The organism is Flavitalea flava (assembly GCF_054461575.1).
Window position 1 is genome coordinate 269021 of the sequence record NZ_JBTLQH010000002.1, and the last position, 20002, is coordinate 289022.

Consider the following 20002-nt stretch of genomic DNA (forward strand, 5'->3'; position numbering starts at 1 on the left):
TTTGCTGCCGTTTAGGGAAGTAATCCAACGGACGGTTGAATTAACTATCAAATATGAACTAACTTAGGGAAATCTGGAATTAAATAAATTTGAATATGCAGGAATACCATCATCATACGGAAGAGCACATGAAAAGCTCGGAAATACTAACCGATATCGTGATTGGCATGTCCGACGGGCTGACTGTTCCTTTCGCACTGGCCGCAGGTCTTAGCGGAGCCGTTGGACAGGATCATATCAATTTGATCTGGATCGCCGGTCTGGCAGAGATTGCGGCCGGGTCCATCGCCATGGGTCTGGGCGGCTATCTTGCCGGAAAAACGGAGGTAGATCACTATCATTCCGAATTAAAGCGGGAATATGAGGAAGTGGAAAAGGTGCCGGAAGTAGAGAAAGAGGAGGTAAAAGAGTTCTTTTCCAGGTTGGGTCTTAGTGAGGAAGTGCAGCTGCAAGCCGTCAAAGAGATGACCCAGGATAAGGAAAAATGGGTAGACTTCATGATGAAGTATGAATTAGGACTCGATAAACCCGATCCGCAACGGGCCCGTAAAAGCGCCTTTAATATCGGACTGTCCTATATTGTCGGCGGGATGATCCCCCTATGCCCGTATTTTTTTGTCAGTGAGGCGCTTACCGGGTTAAAAATTTCGGCCATGATCACCCTGGTCTGTCTTTTCGTCTTTGGTTATTTTAAAAGCAAAATGACCGGAGTTTCGCCGCTGGCCGGAGGGATACGGGTTATGATCATCGGGGCTCTGGCAGCGGGATGCGCCTTTGCCGTCGCCAAACTGATCCAGTTGTAAGGCATGGAAGGATTTAAAAAACTCACGCTGCCTTCTGTTTTAATTTAGTATCCGGCAGAACGGCGGCAAGGATCATGATAAAGGGTATGAGGACTACGAGGAACAGACCTATTTTTTTATCGGGACAGATTCCCCGGTAACAGGCCGAGTAAAGAATATAACTTTTAATGCCAAAAGCAAAGATCACCGTTGCCAGCAATATATTCGCGCGTTTGGCCCAGATCCGCGGGATCATGTACAGCAAAATACAGGGAATGATCAGGATCACAAAAACTTTTCCCGGGCGGCCATAGGCATTTCCTTCGGAAAAAAAACCGGTAAACTCCTTGTTCAGATCAGGATAATAAGCCCAGGGAAGAAAACAGGTTCCAATAAGCAGCAGCGCCGCCAGGATACCGATCCATTGTGAATACTTCATATTACATTAATTAGTAGGCCGGGCCGCAAATTACATTAAAAGAAAGAGAGGTGTATGAAATTTTTAAATTTCAATTACCATAGGTTTACCTGCTTCCAGCCAAACCAGTTTGTTCTCTAAGCCTGCTTCCACGATCTGCGTATGAGCATCCGCGGCCTTTTCGGTAAAATGCTCCCACCCTTCCCGATGTGTGGGAATGAGTTTGTCGACCTTCATGAGACGGGCGGTCCTTATGGCTTCCTGGGCAGTGAAGGTGAGATACTTGTCACCTATCAAGGCAGGGAAGCCGGCCTTGCCGATATGCAGGATGGCTGTATCGATTGTATACCGGGAAGCGATCTCTTCGATCCCTTCGAAATAAACCGTATCACCGGATATATAAAGTGCTCCATGCTCCTGTCCATCCCATTCCAGGATAAAACCGAGGACATGACCAGACAGCTTATTTAATTCCTTATCAGATGCATGCTGGCAGGGGGTGCCGGTTATCCGCAAACCGGGAACCTTTTCTGTCGGAATAGCCACGGCTTCAAATTCATCGATCCCAATGACCGAAGCCAGCCCAAGTCTTTCTTTTGCCTCCCGGGTGGAAATGAGCTTAGGGACGGTCTTGATAAACTCTCTGCCGCTGTTGTCCAGATTGTCTTTGTGCTGATCATGACTCAACAGTACAAGGTCTACTTTGCCCAGGGCTTCCGGGAGGATGGCAGGTGATTGAAATTTCCGTAATATCTTCCCCCCGCCGGCATCATAAGATCCTCCGGCAGCATCGAAAGCGGGATCCGTGAGTATCCGAAAACCATTGAGATCGATAAGCATACAGGCTGTGTCGATTTGTGTGATCGTTAGTTTCATTTTATTGTTTTTTGGTGTTTGTTATTTTAATTTTGTACCTATCGGTACATTATTGAGTAATAAAATTCTATTTAAGAACAGCCAGCTGCATTTCGATTAATGGACGCAGCTCCGAGGGATCAGGATATATCCGCCTGGTGATATTCAGACCATTCCATACGGTAAGCAGATAGCGGGCAAGAGTAGCCGGGTTCTCGCGTGTTTTTAGTTCTCCGGTCCGCTGGGCGATCTTTATCTGCTGCAAAAACAATTGCTCCAGCCCTTCCAGTTTTTTTACCGCCCGCATACGCATGGGTTTGTCGATATTCATCAATTCGACCAGGGTATTGCCCATAAAACAACCTTTCTGATGCAAGGCGGCAGGGCTGGCCGCTATTGACCGGAAAAATTCCCGGATCCGTTCCATTGGCATGTCCGTATTATCCAGCTCCCTTTTTAAGCGGCCAATCGATTCATTAATAAACCTGTCCAGCACCTTTTCGAACAACACCCGTTTGCTGCCAAAGGCATGATAAAAACTCCCCTTTCCTAAACCCATGGCCATTAATAATTCTTCCATCGATGTCGCTTCATACCCCCTGGTCCAAAACAGGTCCGTCGCTTTATCAAGCGCTTCCTGTTCATCGAACTGTTGAGGTCTTCCTGCCATGGTCTGTTCTTTTGTTTTCTTTGGTTTTGTTTTTTTTGATTCGCTATTGGTACACAAATATAGCATTATGTACCGATTAGTACAAAATATAATTTTTCTGTTTTCTTAAATTTTGAAATACGTGCAACAAATTCAACTGAAATAATATATAATTTTTTTCTTATTGAAAAACTATTGTATTTTTAATTCATCCTTAAAGGCAACCCTGTCTTTCCCCGGACTACCCTAGTTTTTACTAAATCTACTTTATAGAAAATCTGCATTATAGTAACAACATAAATAAAACAGCATTTCAGAAACCAAAATTTCCATTATTATGAAAAAATACTTTGCCGAAGGAATCGGCACCTTTGCTCTCGTGTTCTTTGGCTGCGGCGCTGCCACCATTGCAGGAAAAACGATTCCCGCTTCTATTCTCGCCGATGCGCCAGCCGGCATTGGGGTATTAGGTATCGCGCTCGCTTTTGGGCTGGCCGTAGTCGTTATGGCATATGCCATCGGGCCCATCTCCGGATGTCATATCAACCCGGCCATTACGGTTTCCATGCTCGTTGCCGGTAAGATCAGCGGCAAAGACACTATCGGTTATATTATTGCCCAACTCATAGGGGCTACTCTGGGGGCAGCCGTTCTGTACATCATTCAAAAAGGAAGCCCCGGTTTCGAATTAGGAGAATATGCACTTGGGTCAAATGGATGGGGGCAGGGATATTTAGGCGGTTACTCCACCGCTTCCGCATTTATTGCAGAAACCGTCCTGACGTTCCTGTTCCTGTTCGTCATTTTCGCTACAACCTCCAAATTAGGAAATAGTAACATGGCCGGTCTGGCCATCGGCCTCAGCCTGGTACTCATACATCTTGTTGGAATTCATATAACCGGCACTTCGGTCAACCCTGCACGAAGTTTTGGTCCTGCTATCTTCGCCGGTGGAAAAGCTATGGAACAATTATGGCTGTTCATTGTCGCTCCGCTCCTGGGAGGAGTTATTGCGGCTCTTGTCTGGAAGGGCGTGTATGGAAAAATGGATTAGAATTGTTTGGCAAATTGCAGGCCGAATGTGCCATTCTGGTAGGTAGGCATAACCATCGTCGATACAGCAGCTTTGTCTTTAAAGAAGGCGTGCTGAATCACAGGATACAACCAGTAGGCAATGCGGGTGGATGCTATACCGACCCCGGCACCGGTCACCACATCACTCAGCCAATGTTTGTTGTTATACATTCTAAGCATACCGGTAGCGGTAGCCACGGCATACCCGGCTACGCCATACCAGGGTGATACATCCTTGTATTCCTGCCGCATGAATTCGGCCGATACAAATGCTTCAGCGGTATGACCGGAAGGAAAGGAATTATAAGCAGAACCATCAGGCCGTAATTGATGCGTGGTGCCTTTTAACGTAAATACGGTACCCTGAGCGATCAGGTTGGACATTAAGAGGATTATGCTACGATCCCTGAAATTATGTTTGCCTTGTATTCCTGCCAGATTCAAGGCATAAACCGCTACAGCGGGAACATACATGGTGTAATTGTCGATGGTCAGTTTTTTATGCGGATCCTCCGTCCATACCTCCTCTTTCACGGTCTTGTTCAGGCTTTTTAAATGGTTACTGTTTAAAGCAGCGAATCCATAGGAGATCATAGCTGCCGGAAGGATCAATGATTTTAAGGGGAATGGTTTGTTGACCTCCCGGGCATACTGCCAGTTAATTCTTTGGCTATGGGGTATACTATCGGAAAACCCGGGAATTTTATCGCCCATTTGATAATTCGTCAAACTGCTGAAGGCTACCGGAACGGATAGGGCTACCGGATAGGAGGCTTGCGCCGGCACCTGGGAGGGAACTTGTGCCTGACATACAACAGACATTCCTGTAAAAACGGACAGACTTGTAAAATAAACCAAGGTCAGACTCCAACTTTTTTTCAAATGCATATTTCCTTTTAAAATCTTTCGGATTTGGTAAAGTTGCAAATTAAATCTGAAGAAATTTGAGTTTATAAGAGTCCAACCGGGGATTGGCGGCTCATTTAACAGGAAATTAGGAGGTGACAGGGGGGTATTAGGCCAGGGGGGTATATATATGTTTTTTTATGGAGGTCAAAAAGGAGTATTGGCAAATTTGCAACCTATTAATTGTCAACTACTTGAAAAAAAACCAATACTTCTTTGATGAAATTTCAATTTTTAAAAGCTCTAATCAATTGATTTACAACTGATTAATGTTTAAAAAAAAGACCAATTGGTTTTTATTGGTCAAATTAATATTTTCGGTTGACTATAATCAGCTTGTTCTCAAACGCCTGAAATTTATCTGGCAAATAGTCGGGTGAAGGCGTAGGCGCAGACCAGGCAGAGTGCACCCACAATTATCCATAAGGGCTGGTATCCCCAGTTTTCAATGATCAACGCCCCTCCGGCGGGGCCAAATATGAGCGCAACCGACCATGATAAGGTATAGGCTGCCGCATATTTACCTTTATTCTGTTCATTGGCTCTTTTCATAACCATTGAATTGATAAAGGAGACCGATAACATCTCTCCGAGTGTCAATAACAATACCGCACCGGTAGCGATCAAAAAAGGAGATATTCCCGGCACCACCAATAAAAAGTAGGCTGATGCCGTGGCCAACACTCCAGCCACTATATAATAGATCCCCCTTTTTCTTCTTTCCCAATATCTTACGAGTACCATTTCAAATAAGGCAATGACGATCCCATTCATTCCCAATAATAACCCGATTACCGACTCCCCTATATGCAGGGTCTCTTTCCAATATACCGGGACTAAACGAAACATTAAAACAAAACAAGTGGTGAACATGGTCACCACCAGCAGGAACCGGAGCAGAAATCCATCTTTCCAGGGAGAGCTTGCTCCTGCATTCCCCAGCGTAGGGTGGGATTCTTTGGCAATTTGTTGGCGTGCCGGAAGTAGGAGCAGGATCAACAGGCCGACTAATATATATACACCACCCTCCACCCAAAATAATAGGTGATAATTAATGGCAGCCAATATCCCTCCCAATGAACTTCCCAAACCCCAGCCCAGGTTCACTGCCAACCTGTTCAACGAATAGGAACGGGTGAGATTCTCTGGTCGTGAATAGGTGGTAACGGCAGTGAGATTGGCAGGTCTGAACGCTTCGGCAACAAAACTGAGCGTTACGGTTAACACACAAAGGACCGGGTAATTATTTACCTGGCCGAATATCATGAATAATATGCCCCCGGTTATAGAGGCAAAGATCTGCACAGGCCGGAATCCAATCTTATCGATAAAGTATCCCCCTGCCATAGACCCCAAAACCGAGCCCACTCCAAATAAGGTGATGATCAAACCCGCATCGGCAATACTCCTGTGCATGCTTTGCGTGATATACATACTCATAAATGGAACGACCATCGTCCCGCACCTGTTGATCAGCAGTACCCCGCTGAGCAGCCAGGTCTCTTTACTTAGCCCGCTGAACGCTGAACGGTACGATTGTGCAATTCTGAAAATTAATCCGCTATTCATTACCTGTTCCGGTTGTAAATGCCCATTCCCTGGACAATAATTTAGTTAATTTCCAGACAAGGCAAAACTAAGGGAAAGTAATCCGCTCCCAATTACCGCCCACCCGCGTATACCAGCCAATCACCAACATTAACCCGAAACCGATCTCACCGATCGTTGCAGCAATGGCCAATGTCTCAGCCAAACCATAAGGAAGAAAAAAAAGGAGCTTATGCGCATACGAAGAAAAATGTGTCCAGTCGCCCCAACTGATATTATGACCGCCATTCGGTCCCCAAACGCCCAACCGGTCAAGACCCGGAACCAGAAAACCTATTCCTAATGCCAGCCGAAGAAAGAGCTGGGCATATGGCTTTTTACCAGAGTCATTCTTTTTTTCTCCATGGAGATTTGATTTTTTAGATTACAAATCTAACGGGTATAGGAGAAAAACGGATGACCGATGCTTTCTTAAAATGGAGAAAACGGGGTAAATGACGTGGTTGAAACCGATGGTGCGGTTATTAAATACAAAATATTCTGGTAGTTTAATTTTATTATATTTGTTGGGTGCTGCTTCCCTTGTAGGGATATTTGATAATTCTAACCTAATCTTTGCTTAGCTCCCTTCCAGGAGTTAAATTTTCTTCTGTTGTTCAACACCGCTCCAGGGAACTGGCCCGAACGCCAGCCCCGGAGTTTAGCGCATTCCGCGTTAAAAGGTGTGCTGCGTCCTGTTTTAAAGAGCAGCATTTTAAATCCATTGAAAATGAGGAAAGCCATTTTCCTTTTCCGTTGGAAAAGCATTCGCTTGCGCGTGCTGATCCAGTTCTAAGGAGTTTGTATGAAGCCCTGGTCCGCCAGGGCTTTTTTTATTTTTTCCATTGTTGCCGGTGAACCTGACTTTACGATCAAGATCCTGTCCAATGTCTGGCGGGTGATCCCCAAATCTATGGCGGCATCTATTTTTGTAGGTTTAGCCTTAACCCACTTAACAAGATCACGGTATTCCTCCGAATTTAGGGAAACACTTTTCCTGATCCGATCTGTTGTTATTGCTGTCATTTGTATTTACATTTGCTCTTACAATGTAAATATATGGATTTTTTTACCATATAACAAGTTTTTTGTGGAAATTATTTCCCCGATCATTCTAAACCTTACGCATCATTCTGGATATTAATGACATACCTAAAAGGTTAAAGGAGGCAAGGGAAGCCTTACCCGGGGAGATCAACCCCCGTCAATTTGCCCTACAATCACAAAAGGTGGATGAAAGTCAGTATGCAAAGTATGAAAAAGGGATTGGTAGCCTTGGACTTGACAAGCTACTTGACCTTTGCTCCTTCTGGAATATAAATACAGATTGGTTATTTACCGGAAAAGGAGAAATGTTTATTACAAAACATACCGGGGATCAGACTGACGAAGATGCCACGCTAATACACGAAGCAAAAACCCTCCCCGACCTTAATAATAATATTGAACAGACTGTCTTGCAGGTGGTTCAGGATTTGGCAAAAACCATCGAAAGACATGGTAGGATAATGATCAGGGTTGAAGAAAAAATAAATATTATAGATTCCAGATTAGGAGCAGATCCGGTCCCCCCTAAACGACCTGCAAAAAAGAAATGAGTCAACAGAGCAGGCTGGATTTTCCAGCAGCATAGCAACCTGTAACAAATAAGAGGTCAGGTTTTTCCATCATTATCTTATTTGCCTGATTACAGTTTCCTTAAACGTATATGATTGACCTTGCCCGGCACCTACCTCTAATGTTACAGGATATAGCTCTCCTGTGTTAAGTTCTTTCCGGTAATAATTACCATTTTCATTACCTGGTTCCTTTCTATCTTCGGCATCTTTAAAATAAAAGGGGTTCCCCAGTTCAAAACAACGCTGGTCTTCCAGGTTTTATAATAATTCATCAGAAGGTTACTTCACATCCAGAAGGTTACTTCACATCCAGAAGGTTACTTCACATTGAATTAAGGATTTTCCTATGGTATGGCCTATGGTAGCTGCCATTGGTGCTGCCGGCAAATGGCCTCCGGAAAGATGTAAAGAAAAAAGCCCTCAAACACAGTATTCACTGAATTTGAGGGCTTTTAGGAGGTTCCGGACGGATTCGAACCGCCGTAGAAGCTTTTGCAGAGCTCTGCCTAGCCACTCGGCCACGGAACCCTTTGTGCTCTTTTCTGCTGATCCATCCCTACGGCATGACCGAAGATAGAACCATTTTTTTGAGCAGGTGCAAAATTAAGATAAATTTGAAGAAGATAGAAATAAAATAGAGAGTTTTATGCAACCAATCGCTGAAAGTGAACTCATTATCAATAAACGGGGGGCTATTTACCACCTGGATCTCCGTCCGGAAGAGTTGGCGGACACCATTATTACGGTTGGAGACCCTGACCGGGTAAGCACTGTCAGCAAACACTTCGATACGATCGAACATCGCTCCCAACACCGTGAATTTGTCACCCATACCGGATTTATCGGCAAAAAAAGGCTTTCCGTCGTATCTACCGGTATCGGAACCGATAACATCGATATTGTCTTCAATGAACTGGACGCCCTGGTCAATATCGATTTGTCCACCAGGATACCAAAAACGGAGCTCTCCCACCTCACCGTCATCCGGGTAGGGACATCAGGCTCTTTGCAGGAAAACATCCCGGTGGATAGTTGGGTCGCGTCCACCCATGGACTGGGGATCGATAATTTGCTGAATTTTTACCGGCACGAAGAAAATGAAGAGGAAAAACAGATCCTGCAATCCTTTATAACCCAGACCCAATTACATCACCGGCTATCTAATCCTTATATCAGCGGAGCCAGCGCAGGTCTTATCCGGCATTTTGTCGAAGGCTTTCACCAAGGAATTACTGTTACCTGCCCCGGTTTCTATGGCCCCCAGGGAAGGGTTTTGCGTCTTGGTCTCAGCCAACCCGAATTGATCGACCGGCTGACCGCTTTTTCCTATGGCCCTCACCGGATCACCAATTTTGAAATGGAAACAGCCGGGATTTACGGTCTGGGAAAGATTCTTGGACACCAAAGTTTAAGCCTGAGCGTCATTGTTGCCAACCGGGTATCCAAAGAGTTTTCCAAAGACGGAAATGCTGCAGTGGAAAAGCTTATCGGAAAAACGCTGGAAATTATTCAGACCTTATAGACGATTCAGATGTTATAGGCTATTCAGCCAGTATAGACTACTCAGACATTTTAGACCGGATATTATCCAAATAGTATAGGTTAGCTGAAAGGATACAATGCTGAAAGGTTACAAACATGTATGCGGATTGGCTGAAAGGTTACAAACATGTATGCGGATTGCCGAAAAGGGTTAATTTTGAAAGATTATGTCGAAAATCGCATTTTTTAAATACCAGGGAACTGGAAATGATTTTGTTATCCTCGATAACCGCGACCAGGCCTCTCCGCCCCTGGACACAGAACGGATCAAGTTTTTATGCGACCGCCGGTTTGGGATAGGAGCCGATGGACTGATGTTGTTGAACAACCACCCGGGTTATGATTTTGAAATGAAGTATTATAATTCCGATGGCAGGGAAAGTACCATGTGCGGCAATGGAGGCAGGTGCCTGGTTAAGTTTGCCAATGACCGGGGAATTCGTAAAAGCCTGTATCATTTTATCGCCTCTGACGGCCCGCACGAAGCCGAGATCGAAGACGACGGCACCGTGAACCTGAAAATGAAAGATGTCAGGGATTTACAGGAGTTTCATGGAGATCTGATCCTCAATACCGGATCCCCTCATTATGTGAAGATCATCAGCGATGTAATGGAATACGATGTTTTTCAGAAGGGTATGGACATCCGCTATAGCAACGAATTTGCCAAAGAAGGGATCAATGTGAACTTCGTTGAGCAAAAAAGACCGGATGAGATCATCGTCCGCACCTATGAAAGAGGGGTGGAAGACGAAACACTGTCCTGCGGAACAGGCGTCACCGCCAGCGCCCTGGCCTGTTATCACAATGAAATGGGTTATAATCATGTCACCGTCTTTACCAAAGGCGGAAAACTTACCGTAAAATTTGACCGGGTGGGTGAAAACTCATTTGAAAACATCTGGCTCTGCGGCCCGGCCTTAAAGGTTTTCGAAGGAACTATCGAGGGATAATCCATAAAAATTTATGATACAGTTTTTTAAGAATATCAATCATCAGACTATTGAAGTCGATGAGCCGGAGGATGGTACATGGGTGAATATCCTTCCTCCGTTGAAACAACAGGAATTTTCTAATCTTTCGGAAGAACTGAATATTCCACTGGATTTTCTCACCGATTCTCTGGATATCGATGAGAGGGCGCGTTTTGAGGAAGAGGATAATGTCAAGCTCATCGTCATCAAAACTCCAACGGAAAACAATTCCTTTAATGAAAGCGATGCCTATTATATCACCATCCCCATCTGTATTATCCTTACCCATAACCAGATCGTTACCGTAAATTCTTTTGAGAACGGCGCTATAAAAAAATTCCTGAATACCTTTCAAAACCGGCACCCGGATCAGAAGAACAAGATGGTGCTGAAGATCTTCGAAAAGGTCACCCAGACCTATATGGAGTTCCTGAAAGAAATCAACCAGCGTCGTAACCTAATGGAACAAAAGCTGTATGCCTCCAACCGTAACGAGGAAATCCTGGAACTGATGAAGATCCAGAAAAGTATGGTGTATTTTGTAACTGCGCTGCGCTCGAATGAAATGCTGCTGCTGAAACTGGCCCGGACCAATTTCCTGGGTCTGACCGATGAGGAAAAGGAAACCCTGGATGACCTGGCCGTCGATATGTCCCAGGGGCTGGAAATGGCCAATATTTATACGAATATACTTAACAGTACGCTGGGCGCCTTTGCCAGTATTATCAATAACAATACGAACAAGGTATTGAAAAGGCTCACGTCCATTACGCTCATTCTTCTCCTGCCCGCCCTGGTGACCGGTATTTTCTGTATGAATTCTTCCATACCCAACCCGGTCTCCCATTATACGTTCTATATTCCTCTGGGCATTTCCCTGATCGCGTCTATCCTGATCAGTTGGTATTTTATGAAAAAGAAATGGTTTTAATTATATGCACAACTTAAGAGTTTACGGTATTCTATTAGGAGAAAACAAAAAGGTCCTGGTAAGCGATGAGTTTATCCGGGAAGATTATATTACCAAGTTTCCGGGAGGAGGTATGGAGTTCGGTGAAGGTACCCGCGATTGTCTCAAAAGAGAATTTAAGGAAGAGATGGATCTGGAGGTAAAAATCGCAGACCATATTTATACCACGGACTTTTTCCAGATGTCCGCCTTCAATCCCGAATTGCAGATCATCTCCATCTATTATTTTGTCGAAGCGCTGGAACCGATCCGTGTTCCCCTGCGTACTATTCCCTTTGATTTTGACGAACAACAGCTCAAGGTGTATGAAGAAAAAAAGGAAACGGAGACTTTCCGTTTTATCGATTGGGATCTTTTTTCCGAAAGCAGCGTGACCCTTCCGATCGATAAAGTGTTGGCGACGCTGTTGAAACGGAGCTATTAGAACCGCAAAGGGTTGCCATATCCTTTATCCTTGCCTTGAATGGCCTAAACTTATCCTTCCGATGGATGGACAGGAGTATCCAGTAACAATTCCAAAAATTTGAGATCCAGCCATCGCCCAAATTTATAGCCGACTTCCCGGAAATGTGCGACCTCTTCGAAGCCAAGTGACTGATGCAAATGCAGACTGACGGCATTGGTGGCATCGATCCCGGCAATGATGGCATGCATTTCTCTTTTTTTAGCCTCCTCTATCAGGGGCATCATCAAAAGCCGGCCGATCCCTTTTCCCCGCTGGCTGACATCCACATAGACCGAATTTTCGACCGTGTATTTATAAGCCTGCCAGGCACGAAAAGGCCCGAAAGTGCTGAATCCGGCGACCCTTCCTTCCGATTCTGCCACAAAAACAGGATAGCCGGCCTTTAGTTTGTCCTCATACCAGGCTCTGCGCATCTCCAGATTATGTGTCTGATACTGGTATACTGCCGTGGTATGTATAATGATCTCGTTATAGATCGCCAGCATTTCAGGCAGATCCGCATCTGATGCAGAACGAATGGTTATCATGATCTGGTATTAAGTAAGGTATTAAGGGTTATTATGATCTGATTTTAAGTTTGTCAACCATCTCCTCCCCTACTTCTTCCGCAGAGATCCCAAACCCATTTACCAATACTCCCTTTTGTCCATTCACGGATTCGATCGCATATACGATGGCTTCGTCAGCCGGGTCACTGTTCCCTTCAAACCGGTACACTTCCGTGATCTCGAACTCATCGGGACGCAAGCTGACCGGAGTAACCGGGCAACTGATCCGGTCGGCTTCCAGGTTAAAATCGATGGTATACCCCCTTTGTTTTAATCCCTGAATCGCTTCTACTACCGTATCGTATGTTATCATATTTAAATTTAATTTTTATACTCTAAAAAACAGTGAGTTTTTCAGCTGTAATTTACGAATTAATCCACCAGTTGATGGTTTAATCCAACAGTTGATGAGTTAATCTACCAGTTGATGAGTCTGTTTGATCACACCCATGACAAAGGTACTTTGCACCTGACCGACATTCTCCACCTGTCCCAGTTTGTTGACATGAAAATCATAATAGGCATCCATATTCTCGACCGCTACCCGCAACATAAAATCGAACTGCCCGGAAATGATATAACATTCAATTACTTCTGTCAATTCGTGTATGGTTTTGATGAACCGGGCGCCGGACTTCTTGTTATGTTCTTTCAGCGAAACATAACAAATGGCCATCAGTCCTTTTTTTACTTTGGAATAATTGACCAGGGTGGCATACTGGAGGATAACCCCGGTATCTTCCATCCGTTTGATACGTTCGTGGACCGGAGTAGTACTTAAATGTACCTGGGCTGCGATTTCCCGAACCGTGATCTTGGCATTGGCCTGTAACAAACGCAGGATGGCCCTGTCTTTTTCATCCAGATCGACGGGCTCGTTAGCGCTTTTTTCTTTTTCAAGGTCTTTTTCCATGATTTGCTGCGTGTTTGTTCTTTAAAAATGACAAAAACTGGGCACTTATTCCAAATTTAATAACATTATCTGTATTTTTGTTCTACAGCAATAACTTTACAGCAATTAAATTAAAAATTTACACCATGTCAACAAAGACACAGAGCATAGATCTTAAGCTCCCCTATAAAGTTAAAGATATAAGCCTCGCAGAATGGGGTCGTAAAGAAATCCGTTTGGCTGAAGCAGAAATGCCCGGTCTGATGGCTATCCGTGCAGAATATGGCAAACAAAAACCTCTCAAAGGTGCAAGGGTTGCAGGTTGTCTGCATATGACGATCCAAACCGCCGTTCTCATAGAGACCCTGATCGAATTAGGCGCCGAAGTACGCTGGAGCTCCTGTAATATCTTTTCTACCCAGGACCAGGCTGCAGCCGCTATCGCCGCTGCCGGTATCGGCGTTTTTGCCTGGAAAGGCCAAACCCTGGAAGAAGCGGATTGGTGTATCGAACAGACCCTGTTCTTCGGCAGTACCGATCGCCCCCTGAATATGATCCTCGATGATGGCGGAGATCTTACCAATATCGTTTTTGACAAGTACCCTGAGCTGGTACAACATATTAAAGGATTGAGCGAAGAAACGACCACCGGCGTTCACCGCCTGTACGAGCGTATGGAAAAAGGCACATTACCCATGCCCGCCTTTAATGTCAATGATTCTGTCACCAAGTCCAAATTCGACAATAAATACGGTTGTAAAGAATCCCTTGTGGATGCCATCCGCCGAGCCACTGATGTGATGATGGCCGGAAAGGTCGCTGTCGTTGGAAGCTACGGAGATGTAGGTAAAGGTTCCGCTGCCTCTCTGAAAGGTGCAGGCTGCCGGGTTATCGTTACCGAGATCGATCCGATCTGTGCCTTACAGGCTGCCATGGACGGATTTGAAGTAAAGAAAATGATCGACGCCGTTAAAGAAGCAGACATTATCGTCACTGCTTCCGGTTGCCGCGACCTGATCACGGAAAAACATTTCCGAAGCATGAAGGATAAAGCGATCGTTTGTAATATCGGGCACTTCGATATCGAGATCGATATGGCCTGGTTGAATACAAATTACGGTCATACCAAGGACACCATTAAACCCCAGGTGGATGTATATACCATCGAAGGCAAAGATGTGATCGTCCTGGCAGAAGGCCGCCTGGTGAACCTGGGATGCGCCACAGGCCACCCTTCTTTCGTGATGAGCAACTCCTTCTCCAACCAGGTTTTGGCCCAGCTTGAGCTTTGGACCAATCACGGAAAATACGAGAACAAAGTGTATGTATTACCGAAACATCTGGATGAAAAGGTTGCCCGTCTTCACCTGGCCAAGATCGGTGTGGAACTGGACGAACTGACGGAAGCACAATCCAGCTACCTGGGTATTCCCAAGGCCGGACCGTTCAAACCTGAACATTACCGTTACTAGAACGATGGAAGTAAGTATAAAAAAAGGACCCGCTTTGAAAGAAGCGGGTCTTTTTTTTATAATAGCGTTGTTTGCAGATCTGCTAACAGGCCAGAAATCTGCTAAGGCCAGAGACCTGCTAAAGGCCGGCGTTCTATTTGCGGGCAAGGCCGATTTCCATGGTTTTAAATTCCTTGCCTCCCATCTGCGTAAACATTTCCATCTTCTGATGGTTATCGTCGATCCATTGGAGGGTCTGGCGTACTTCAATCTCTTTACCGCTCATCGGATCCATCATTTTTCCGCTGAAATTGATGGTTTTGGTGCCCGCATCCCAGGTCCCTTTCTGGACAAGCATTCCGGAGCCCATATTATCGATCCAGGAGCTGACAAACTCCTTTTTTGCATTGTCATAGGCTAACCATCCCGTTCCTTCGAAAGGCATGCCCATGACCATGGCATTGGAATATTTCGATTCCTGGTAACGGCCACCCATGAGCATCCGGTTGGTACAGGTGCCGGTACTTTGTACAACCGGCGCTCCCGGAGCCATCCATAGTGAAATAGCGGCATTCCATTCTCCATCCGCTTTAGCAAGCATTTGATGAACAGGACCCGGAGTCATATACTCCATCCATTTTTTTTGTGCTTCCTGCTGATCTCCCTGTGCGTTCAATTGGCAGAATGGCGCCATGAGCAAAACAATGGCATAAACAGTGGTGCGTTTCATATGTTGTTTTTTTTGAAAGTTACGCCTTTGCCTTTGTTTTTTTTAATTTGATTTTAATTTGGTCGGGGGAGTATCTCAGGATTCAAAACAGACGGCGGCCGGCCGGCATCCGGCCCAAGGCCGAGGGCGGCAATCAGGTTATCGGCGGCCAGGCTGGCCAGTCCATGCTGGGCGTCTTCGGTTGCCCCGGCTATATGAGGGGTTAGTAATACATTCGGCAGGCCTTTCAGACCCGGATGAATGACCGGTTCCTCCTCAAAAACGTCCAACCCTGCACCGGCTATCTGTTTACGCTGCAAGGCTTCTGCCAGGGCGGCCTCGTCGATCAATCCCCCCCTGGCAATATTAAAAAGCATCGAGGTGGGCTTCATCAACTGCAATTCCTTTTTCCCGATGATATGATGGTTTCCAGCCGCATAGGGAAGTGCTAACACTACAAAATCCGATTGCTGCAACAATTCACCGAAGGAGAGATAGGTAGCCCTGTTTGCACCTTCCAGGAAACTATCCAGCCGGCGCCGGTTATGATACACTATTTGCATGCGAAAACCGATGGCGCGCCGGGCAATCGCCTGTCCAATCCTTCCCATTCCGATTATGCCTATTGTTTTGTCTGAAAAACCGGTCCCGAAAAACCGTTTTCCTGCCGACCCTTTCCACATCCCTTCCTGCACCCATCTCTCCGCTTCCATGATTCGCCGGGCTACCGATATCATAGCCCCCCAGGTAAAATCTGCGACCGTTTCGTCTGCCGGCCCCGGGGCATTGGCAACGATAACTCCCAATCGTGTAAGCGCCTGTACATCCACATTATTATATCCCGCAGACGAAACGCAGACAACTTTTAAACGGGTAAGGCCTTCCAATAATTCTCCATCGATCTTTTCTCCTCCGGCCACGAATACCCCATCCTTTTCTTTTAACGCTTCCCGTAATTGTTCCCGGGAATAGCGTTCCCCTTCATTGATGTCGACGTCAAACCATTTCTTTAATCTTTCAACAAGATCGGGGAACAAAGGGCGTGTAACCAGTATCTTTTTTTTCATGTTTGGTAACGTTTAAAAACAGCTCGTTAAAGATATGTCAAAGCCGTTACCGGGCAAAGACCGGTTGTACGCGAAGGCGTACCGACTTTATGGGATTCTGGAAAATGATTAAATTTTATAATCATTTTCTAGAATTATTCCGGGCAAAGACCGGTTGTACGCGAAGGCGGACCGACATTATGGGATTCTGGAAAATGATTAAATTTTATAATCATTTTTCAGAATTATTCCGGGCAAAGACCGGTTGTACGCGAAGGCCAACAATAGGTGTTTCCGTCATTAATTTTCGCTTTAGCATTTCTTTAATAAACTTTCCTTTTCCTTCAGAGTCTGATATATAAGGCAATTTTTAAAATGACCTTTAAATATAACAAGTATGAACAAGTCAATTAACAAACTCAATAAAGACAGCAACGGGATCATCCTTAATAAAGAGACCGGAGAAACTGGCGGGATTGTTTCAAAAACCATACTGTCCCTGCTGCTGGCGATTTCGATCGTGGTAACGGGCCTCGCAAGTTATCATCTTTTCAGAGAGTCCGATTACAATGCATCGGCCCTTCTTACCTTAGCCTCCTACTTTTCTATCGTGCTTTGTATTTATGCGCTGAGCATGATAAAAAACAAACCGGCTATAAAATAAAATAGCTCTAAAAAAATACAGATCAGATTTAGGATCAGGATTAGGATTAGGTTCAGGATTAGAATTAGGAGACCGGCGGGTGCCGGTCTCTTTTTTTTGTCCGGATTTTTTGCCCGGAAGCATTTTTTTATGGTTACCCATTGACAATTTGATCAAGTTCCTTAATTTGTAGGACCAGCCGCCTTCTGCGAAAACCTTAAATATGGAAAGATCTCTCACTAAATGGTTTAGGAATATAGCCATAGCGAAGAAATTATATTTCACGGTAGGTATTATGGCACTGCTAATTATCGTGGAATTGGGCGCACTCGTTTTTTCCATTAATACCCTTTCCTCCGTCAGGGCCTATGTAGGCGGGGAAGGCTTGTGGTCCAAAGGGCAGAAAGACGCCATTTACCAATTACAACGATATGGTATTACCCGGGAAGAAACTGACTATGTCAAGTTCTGGGAATTTATGCAGGTTTCGCAGGGTGATCATAAAACCAGGCTGGAGCTCGGCAAAAAAAACCCGGACATGGAAATCGCCAGGCAAGGTTTCAAAGAAGGACGCAATCACCCGGATGATATTGACGGGATGATCAAACTTTTCCAGAGATTCCATACCAATGAATATATAAACCGGGCAATTGTCGCCTGGGCAAATGCTGACCAGGTTATCGGGGGATTTGCCATCATCGCCGATAAATTACATGAAGAGATCAATTCTCCGGCCCCTTCCCAGAATAGGATCAATACCCTCCTTCGTGAAATCGGCCCACTCAATGCCCGCCTTACTCCCTGGGAGGATGAATTTTCCTATGCGCTGGGGGAAGGCTCCCGCTGGCTGGAGACGGTAGTGCTCAGGCTGCTCCTGGGTGTCTGCCTAACGGTTGAATGCTCCGGCCTGGTTCTGGCATTTTTCGTGAGCCGGGGTATCCAGAAAGGTCTGAATGAGATCATTCAATCTTCTCAGGCTGTTGGTAAAGGAGATTTTACCCGAAAAGCCAGGCCTTTTTCCAAAGACGAGATAGGAAGGCTTGCCGTCAGTTTCAATGAAATGGCCGAGGAGCTCGAAAGGTTGCAGATTGAGAATAAGGAAGTGAATAATTCCCTGGAGAAAAAAGTGTCCCAGCGAACAGTCGAAATAGAGCATAAGAATAAGGAACTGGAGCAATTTGCCTATGTCGCTTCGCATGACCTTCAGGAGCCATTACGAACGATGACCTCTTTTGTCCAAATGCTCCAAAAAGATTATGGCAGCCATTTCGACGCCATCGCGGACAGATATCTTCAATATATGCTGCAGTCTTCTGACCGGATGAAAATACTGATCAGCGATCTGCTGGAATATTCAAGGATCGGCAGGGAGAAAAAATTCTGGCTGGTTGATTGCAACAGCCTCCTGGACGATGTAATGGCCGATCTGAACAAGATCATCGAAGAAAATAATGCGCTTATCCATTTGGACCCGTTACCCGTTATTCCCGCCTATCCCACCGAATTAAAATTACTTTTCCAGAACCTGATCACCAATTCCATAAAATTTCATAAACTGGATCAGGTTCCCGAAGTATTTATCCGGGCGGAAAAAGAAGAAGGACACTGGAAATTTTCAGTCCGGGACAACGGCATCGGAATTGAGCCCAACTCCCTGGAAAGGATCTTCATCATCTTCCAACGTCTTCATACCCGTACACAATACCAGGGCGCAGGCATCGGGCTGGCCCATTGCAAAAAAATAGCGGAGTTGCACAGAGGAAAAATATGGGTAGAATCCAAGTTTGGAGAGGGTTGTCAGTTCTTCTTTACGGTAAGCACCGAATTGACCCTGGAAGAGCAGCAGTAAATTGGCGGAGAATACGGAGATTTGTAAAAAAAAGAAACATGGATTTCATAGATTATTATAAGATACTGGGAATCAATAAAACTGCAACAGCCGATGAGATAAAGACCGCCTACCGGAAATTAGCCCGTAAACATCATCCTGACCTGAACCCAAACGATAAAGAGGCCAACAAAAAGTTTCAGCAGGTCAATGAAGCCAATGAAGTACTGAGTGATCCGGATAAACGGAAAAAATATGATCAGTATGGGAAGGATTGGCAGCACGCCGATGCCTTTGAAAAAGCAAAACAATCGGGTGGACGGACCCGCCAGCGGAAAGGAGGAGCTTATTCCGGAACCGGGGCCGGAGGGTCAGGCGACTTCGGAGGAACGGAGTTCGGCGGAGGTTTCTCTGATGAGAATGGAGAGTTTTCCGATTTTTTCGAATCCCTGTTTGGCCGTTCTTCGGAAAGTTCCTCCCGGAATTCCCGGGCGAAGTTCAGGGGTCAGGATATTCAGGTGGAATTCGCCCTAAGCCTGGAAAACGCCTATACAACTCATCAACAGGTATTCACGGTAAATGGAAAAAATATCCGGATCACTATTCCGGCGGGAGTGGAAAACGGCCAGGTTATCAAATTAAAAGGCCATGGTTCCCCCGGAGGGAACGGAGGGCCCGCAGGAGATCTTTATATTACCTTTACCCTTAACCCTGATCCCCGATTCAGAAGGGAGGGTAATGACCTGCTGGCTAAACAATCCCTTGATCTTTATACTGCCGTACTGGGGGGTGAGATAACCGTAGATACCCTGAATGGAAAAGTAAAGCTGAAAGTGAAACCCGAAACACAGAACGGGACCACCGTACGTCTTAAAGGGAAAGGTTTCCCTGTCTATAAAAATGAAGCCCAGTACGGTGATCTTTATATAAGCCTGGATATCCAATTGCCGGTCGGTCTGACGGAAAAAGAAAAAGAGCTTTTCGGCGAACTGGCGCAGATAGCCGGCAAAAAAGAAGGTTAAGAAAGGGATATACTTTACCGG

23 protein-coding genes, 1 tRNA gene and 1 pseudogene are annotated in these 20002 nt (G+C 45.4%); 11 read left to right on the top strand and 14 right to left on the bottom strand.

What is annotated here, in order from left to right; genetic code table 11:
* Nucleotides 1-95 precede the first annotated feature (95 nt).
* On the top strand, nucleotides 96-803 hold the full coding sequence (locus ACX0G9_RS03635) for a VIT1/CCC1 transporter family protein (RefSeq protein WP_459063489.1): 708 nt from the start codon (nucleotides 96-98) through the stop codon (nucleotides 801-803).
* A 22-nt stretch (nucleotides 804-825) separates the two neighbouring features.
* On the opposite strand, the gene ACX0G9_RS03640 is transcribed toward ACX0G9_RS03635, so the two are convergent.
* The 3 genes from ACX0G9_RS03640 to ACX0G9_RS03650 form a co-directional block, all read right to left on the bottom strand.
* Nucleotides 826-1221, bottom strand: a complete 396-nt coding sequence (locus ACX0G9_RS03640) for a hypothetical protein (RefSeq protein ID WP_459063490.1) — start codon at nucleotides 1219-1221, stop codon at nucleotides 826-828.
* A 63-nt stretch (nucleotides 1222-1284) separates the two neighbouring features.
* Nucleotides 1285-2076: an MBL fold metallo-hydrolase gene (locus ACX0G9_RS03645; RefSeq protein WP_459063491.1), complete on the bottom strand. Its 792-nt coding sequence runs from the start codon at nucleotides 2074-2076 to the stop codon at nucleotides 1285-1287.
* A gap of 67 nt (nucleotides 2077-2143) precedes the next feature.
* The gene (locus ACX0G9_RS03650) at nucleotides 2144-2725 is read right to left on the bottom strand and encodes a TetR/AcrR family transcriptional regulator (protein WP_459063492.1); all 582 of its coding nucleotides are present in this window, start codon (nucleotides 2723-2725) and stop codon (nucleotides 2144-2146) included.
* 316 nt (nucleotides 2726-3041) lie between these two features.
* Between ACX0G9_RS03650 and aqpZ the strand changes: the two genes are divergently transcribed.
* Nucleotides 3042-3758, top strand: coding sequence for an aquaporin Z (gene aqpZ, locus ACX0G9_RS03655; RefSeq protein WP_459063493.1), 717 nt, complete (start codon nucleotides 3042-3044; stop codon nucleotides 3756-3758).
* On the opposite strand, the gene ACX0G9_RS03660 is transcribed toward aqpZ, so the two are convergent.
* The 4 genes and pseudogenes from ACX0G9_RS03660 to ACX0G9_RS03675 form a co-directional block, all read right to left on the bottom strand.
* On the bottom strand, nucleotides 3755-4666 hold the full coding sequence (locus ACX0G9_RS03660) for a phosphatase PAP2 family protein (protein WP_459063494.1): 912 nt from the start codon (nucleotides 4664-4666) through the stop codon (nucleotides 3755-3757). The genes aqpZ and ACX0G9_RS03660 overlap by 4 nt on opposite strands.
* Before the next feature lie 375 nt (nucleotides 4667-5041).
* The gene (locus tag ACX0G9_RS03665) at nucleotides 5042-6253 is read right to left on the bottom strand and encodes an MFS transporter (protein WP_459063495.1); all 1212 of its coding nucleotides are present in this window, start codon (nucleotides 6251-6253) and stop codon (nucleotides 5042-5044) included.
* Between the two features lie 67 nt (nucleotides 6254-6320).
* Nucleotides 6321-6584, bottom strand: a pseudogene (locus ACX0G9_RS03670) (DoxX family membrane protein); the annotation flags it as partial.
* Nucleotides 6585-7063: 479 nt separating this feature from the next.
* Nucleotides 7064-7297 carry a hypothetical protein gene (locus ACX0G9_RS03675; protein ID WP_459063496.1) on the bottom strand — a complete coding sequence of 78 codons (234 nt, stop codon included), beginning with the start codon at nucleotides 7295-7297 and terminating at the stop codon, nucleotides 7064-7066.
* A gap of 203 nt (nucleotides 7298-7500) precedes the next feature.
* Here ACX0G9_RS03675 and ACX0G9_RS03680 point away from each other — a divergent pair, with 203 nt between their 5' ends.
* Nucleotides 7501-7869 carry a hypothetical protein gene (locus ACX0G9_RS03680; RefSeq protein WP_459063497.1) on the top strand — a complete coding sequence of 123 codons (369 nt, stop codon included), beginning with the start codon at nucleotides 7501-7503 and terminating at the stop codon, nucleotides 7867-7869.
* Between the two features lie 143 nt (nucleotides 7870-8012).
* Here the strand turns inward: ACX0G9_RS03680 and ACX0G9_RS03685 are convergent, their stop codons facing one another.
* Entirely contained in the window at nucleotides 8013-8162 is a 150-nt protein-coding gene (locus ACX0G9_RS03685) for a hypothetical protein (protein ID WP_459063498.1), read from the bottom strand.
* A gap of 185 nt (nucleotides 8163-8347) precedes the next feature.
* Nucleotides 8348-8418: transfer RNA gene (locus ACX0G9_RS03690), tRNA-Cys, on the bottom strand.
* Nucleotides 8419-8536: 118 nt separating this feature from the next.
* Between ACX0G9_RS03690 and ACX0G9_RS03695 the strand changes: the two genes are divergently transcribed.
* The 4 genes from ACX0G9_RS03695 (at nucleotide 8537) to ACX0G9_RS03710 (ending at nucleotide 11800) form a co-directional block, all read left to right on the top strand.
* Nucleotides 8537-9412, top strand: a complete 876-nt coding sequence (locus ACX0G9_RS03695) for a nucleoside phosphorylase (protein ID WP_459063499.1) — start codon at nucleotides 8537-8539, stop codon at nucleotides 9410-9412.
* A gap of 187 nt (nucleotides 9413-9599) precedes the next feature.
* Nucleotides 9600-10385 (top strand): diaminopimelate epimerase, encoded by a 786-nt coding sequence (dapF, locus tag ACX0G9_RS03700; RefSeq protein WP_459063500.1) that lies wholly within the window; start codon nucleotides 9600-9602, stop codon nucleotides 10383-10385.
* Nucleotides 10386-10398: 13 nt separating this feature from the next.
* Nucleotides 10399-11337: a magnesium transporter CorA family protein gene (locus ACX0G9_RS03705; RefSeq protein ID WP_459063501.1), complete on the top strand. Its 939-nt coding sequence runs from the start codon at nucleotides 10399-10401 to the stop codon at nucleotides 11335-11337.
* Nucleotides 11338-11341: 4 nt separating this feature from the next.
* Nucleotides 11342-11800, top strand: coding sequence for an NUDIX hydrolase (locus ACX0G9_RS03710; RefSeq protein ID WP_459063502.1), 459 nt, complete (start codon nucleotides 11342-11344; stop codon nucleotides 11798-11800).
* Between the two features lie 50 nt (nucleotides 11801-11850).
* Here the strand turns inward: ACX0G9_RS03710 and ACX0G9_RS03715 are convergent, their stop codons facing one another.
* From ACX0G9_RS03715 to ACX0G9_RS03725, 3 genes are all read right to left on the bottom strand, one after another.
* Nucleotides 11851-12369: a GNAT family N-acetyltransferase gene (locus tag ACX0G9_RS03715; RefSeq protein WP_459063503.1), complete on the bottom strand. Its 519-nt coding sequence runs from the start codon at nucleotides 12367-12369 to the stop codon at nucleotides 11851-11853.
* A 31-nt stretch (nucleotides 12370-12400) separates the two neighbouring features.
* Nucleotides 12401-12703, bottom strand: a complete 303-nt coding sequence (locus ACX0G9_RS03720) for a hypothetical protein (protein WP_459063504.1) — start codon at nucleotides 12701-12703, stop codon at nucleotides 12401-12403.
* Nucleotides 12704-12802: 99 nt separating this feature from the next.
* The gene (locus ACX0G9_RS03725; protein ID WP_459063505.1) at nucleotides 12803-13303 is read right to left on the bottom strand and encodes an Lrp/AsnC family transcriptional regulator; all 501 of its coding nucleotides are present in this window, start codon (nucleotides 13301-13303) and stop codon (nucleotides 12803-12805) included.
* A 125-nt stretch (nucleotides 13304-13428) separates the two neighbouring features.
* On the opposite strand from ACX0G9_RS03725, the gene ahcY reads away from it, so the two are divergent.
* Complete coding sequence (gene ahcY / locus ACX0G9_RS03730) at nucleotides 13429-14754, top strand: adenosylhomocysteinase (RefSeq protein WP_459063506.1); 1326 nt, start codon at nucleotides 13429-13431, stop codon at nucleotides 14752-14754.
* Between the two features lie 133 nt (nucleotides 14755-14887).
* Here ahcY and ACX0G9_RS03735 read toward each other — a convergent pair whose 3' ends face one another.
* Together ACX0G9_RS03735 and ACX0G9_RS03740 are read right to left on the bottom strand one after the other, a co-directional pair.
* Nucleotides 14888-15463, bottom strand: a complete 576-nt coding sequence (locus tag ACX0G9_RS03735) for a DUF1579 domain-containing protein (protein WP_459063507.1) — start codon at nucleotides 15461-15463, stop codon at nucleotides 14888-14890.
* 53 nt (nucleotides 15464-15516) lie between these two features.
* Nucleotides 15517-16509 carry a 2-hydroxyacid dehydrogenase gene (locus ACX0G9_RS03740; RefSeq protein ID WP_459063508.1) on the bottom strand — a complete coding sequence of 331 codons (993 nt, stop codon included), beginning with the start codon at nucleotides 16507-16509 and terminating at the stop codon, nucleotides 15517-15519.
* A 376-nt stretch (nucleotides 16510-16885) separates the two neighbouring features.
* Here ACX0G9_RS03740 and ACX0G9_RS03745 point away from each other — a divergent pair, with 376 nt between their 5' ends.
* From ACX0G9_RS03745 to ACX0G9_RS03755, 3 genes are all read left to right on the top strand, one after another.
* Nucleotides 16886-17152 (top strand): hypothetical protein, encoded by a 267-nt coding sequence (locus tag ACX0G9_RS03745; protein WP_459063509.1) that lies wholly within the window; start codon nucleotides 16886-16888, stop codon nucleotides 17150-17152.
* Between the two features lie 202 nt (nucleotides 17153-17354).
* Nucleotides 17355-18980, top strand: coding sequence for an ATP-binding protein (locus tag ACX0G9_RS03750; RefSeq protein WP_459063510.1), 1626 nt, complete (start codon nucleotides 17355-17357; stop codon nucleotides 18978-18980).
* A gap of 38 nt (nucleotides 18981-19018) precedes the next feature.
* Nucleotides 19019-19981: a DnaJ C-terminal domain-containing protein gene (locus tag ACX0G9_RS03755; protein ID WP_459063511.1), complete on the top strand. Its 963-nt coding sequence runs from the start codon at nucleotides 19019-19021 to the stop codon at nucleotides 19979-19981.
* Nucleotides 19982-20002 lie beyond the last annotated feature (21 nt).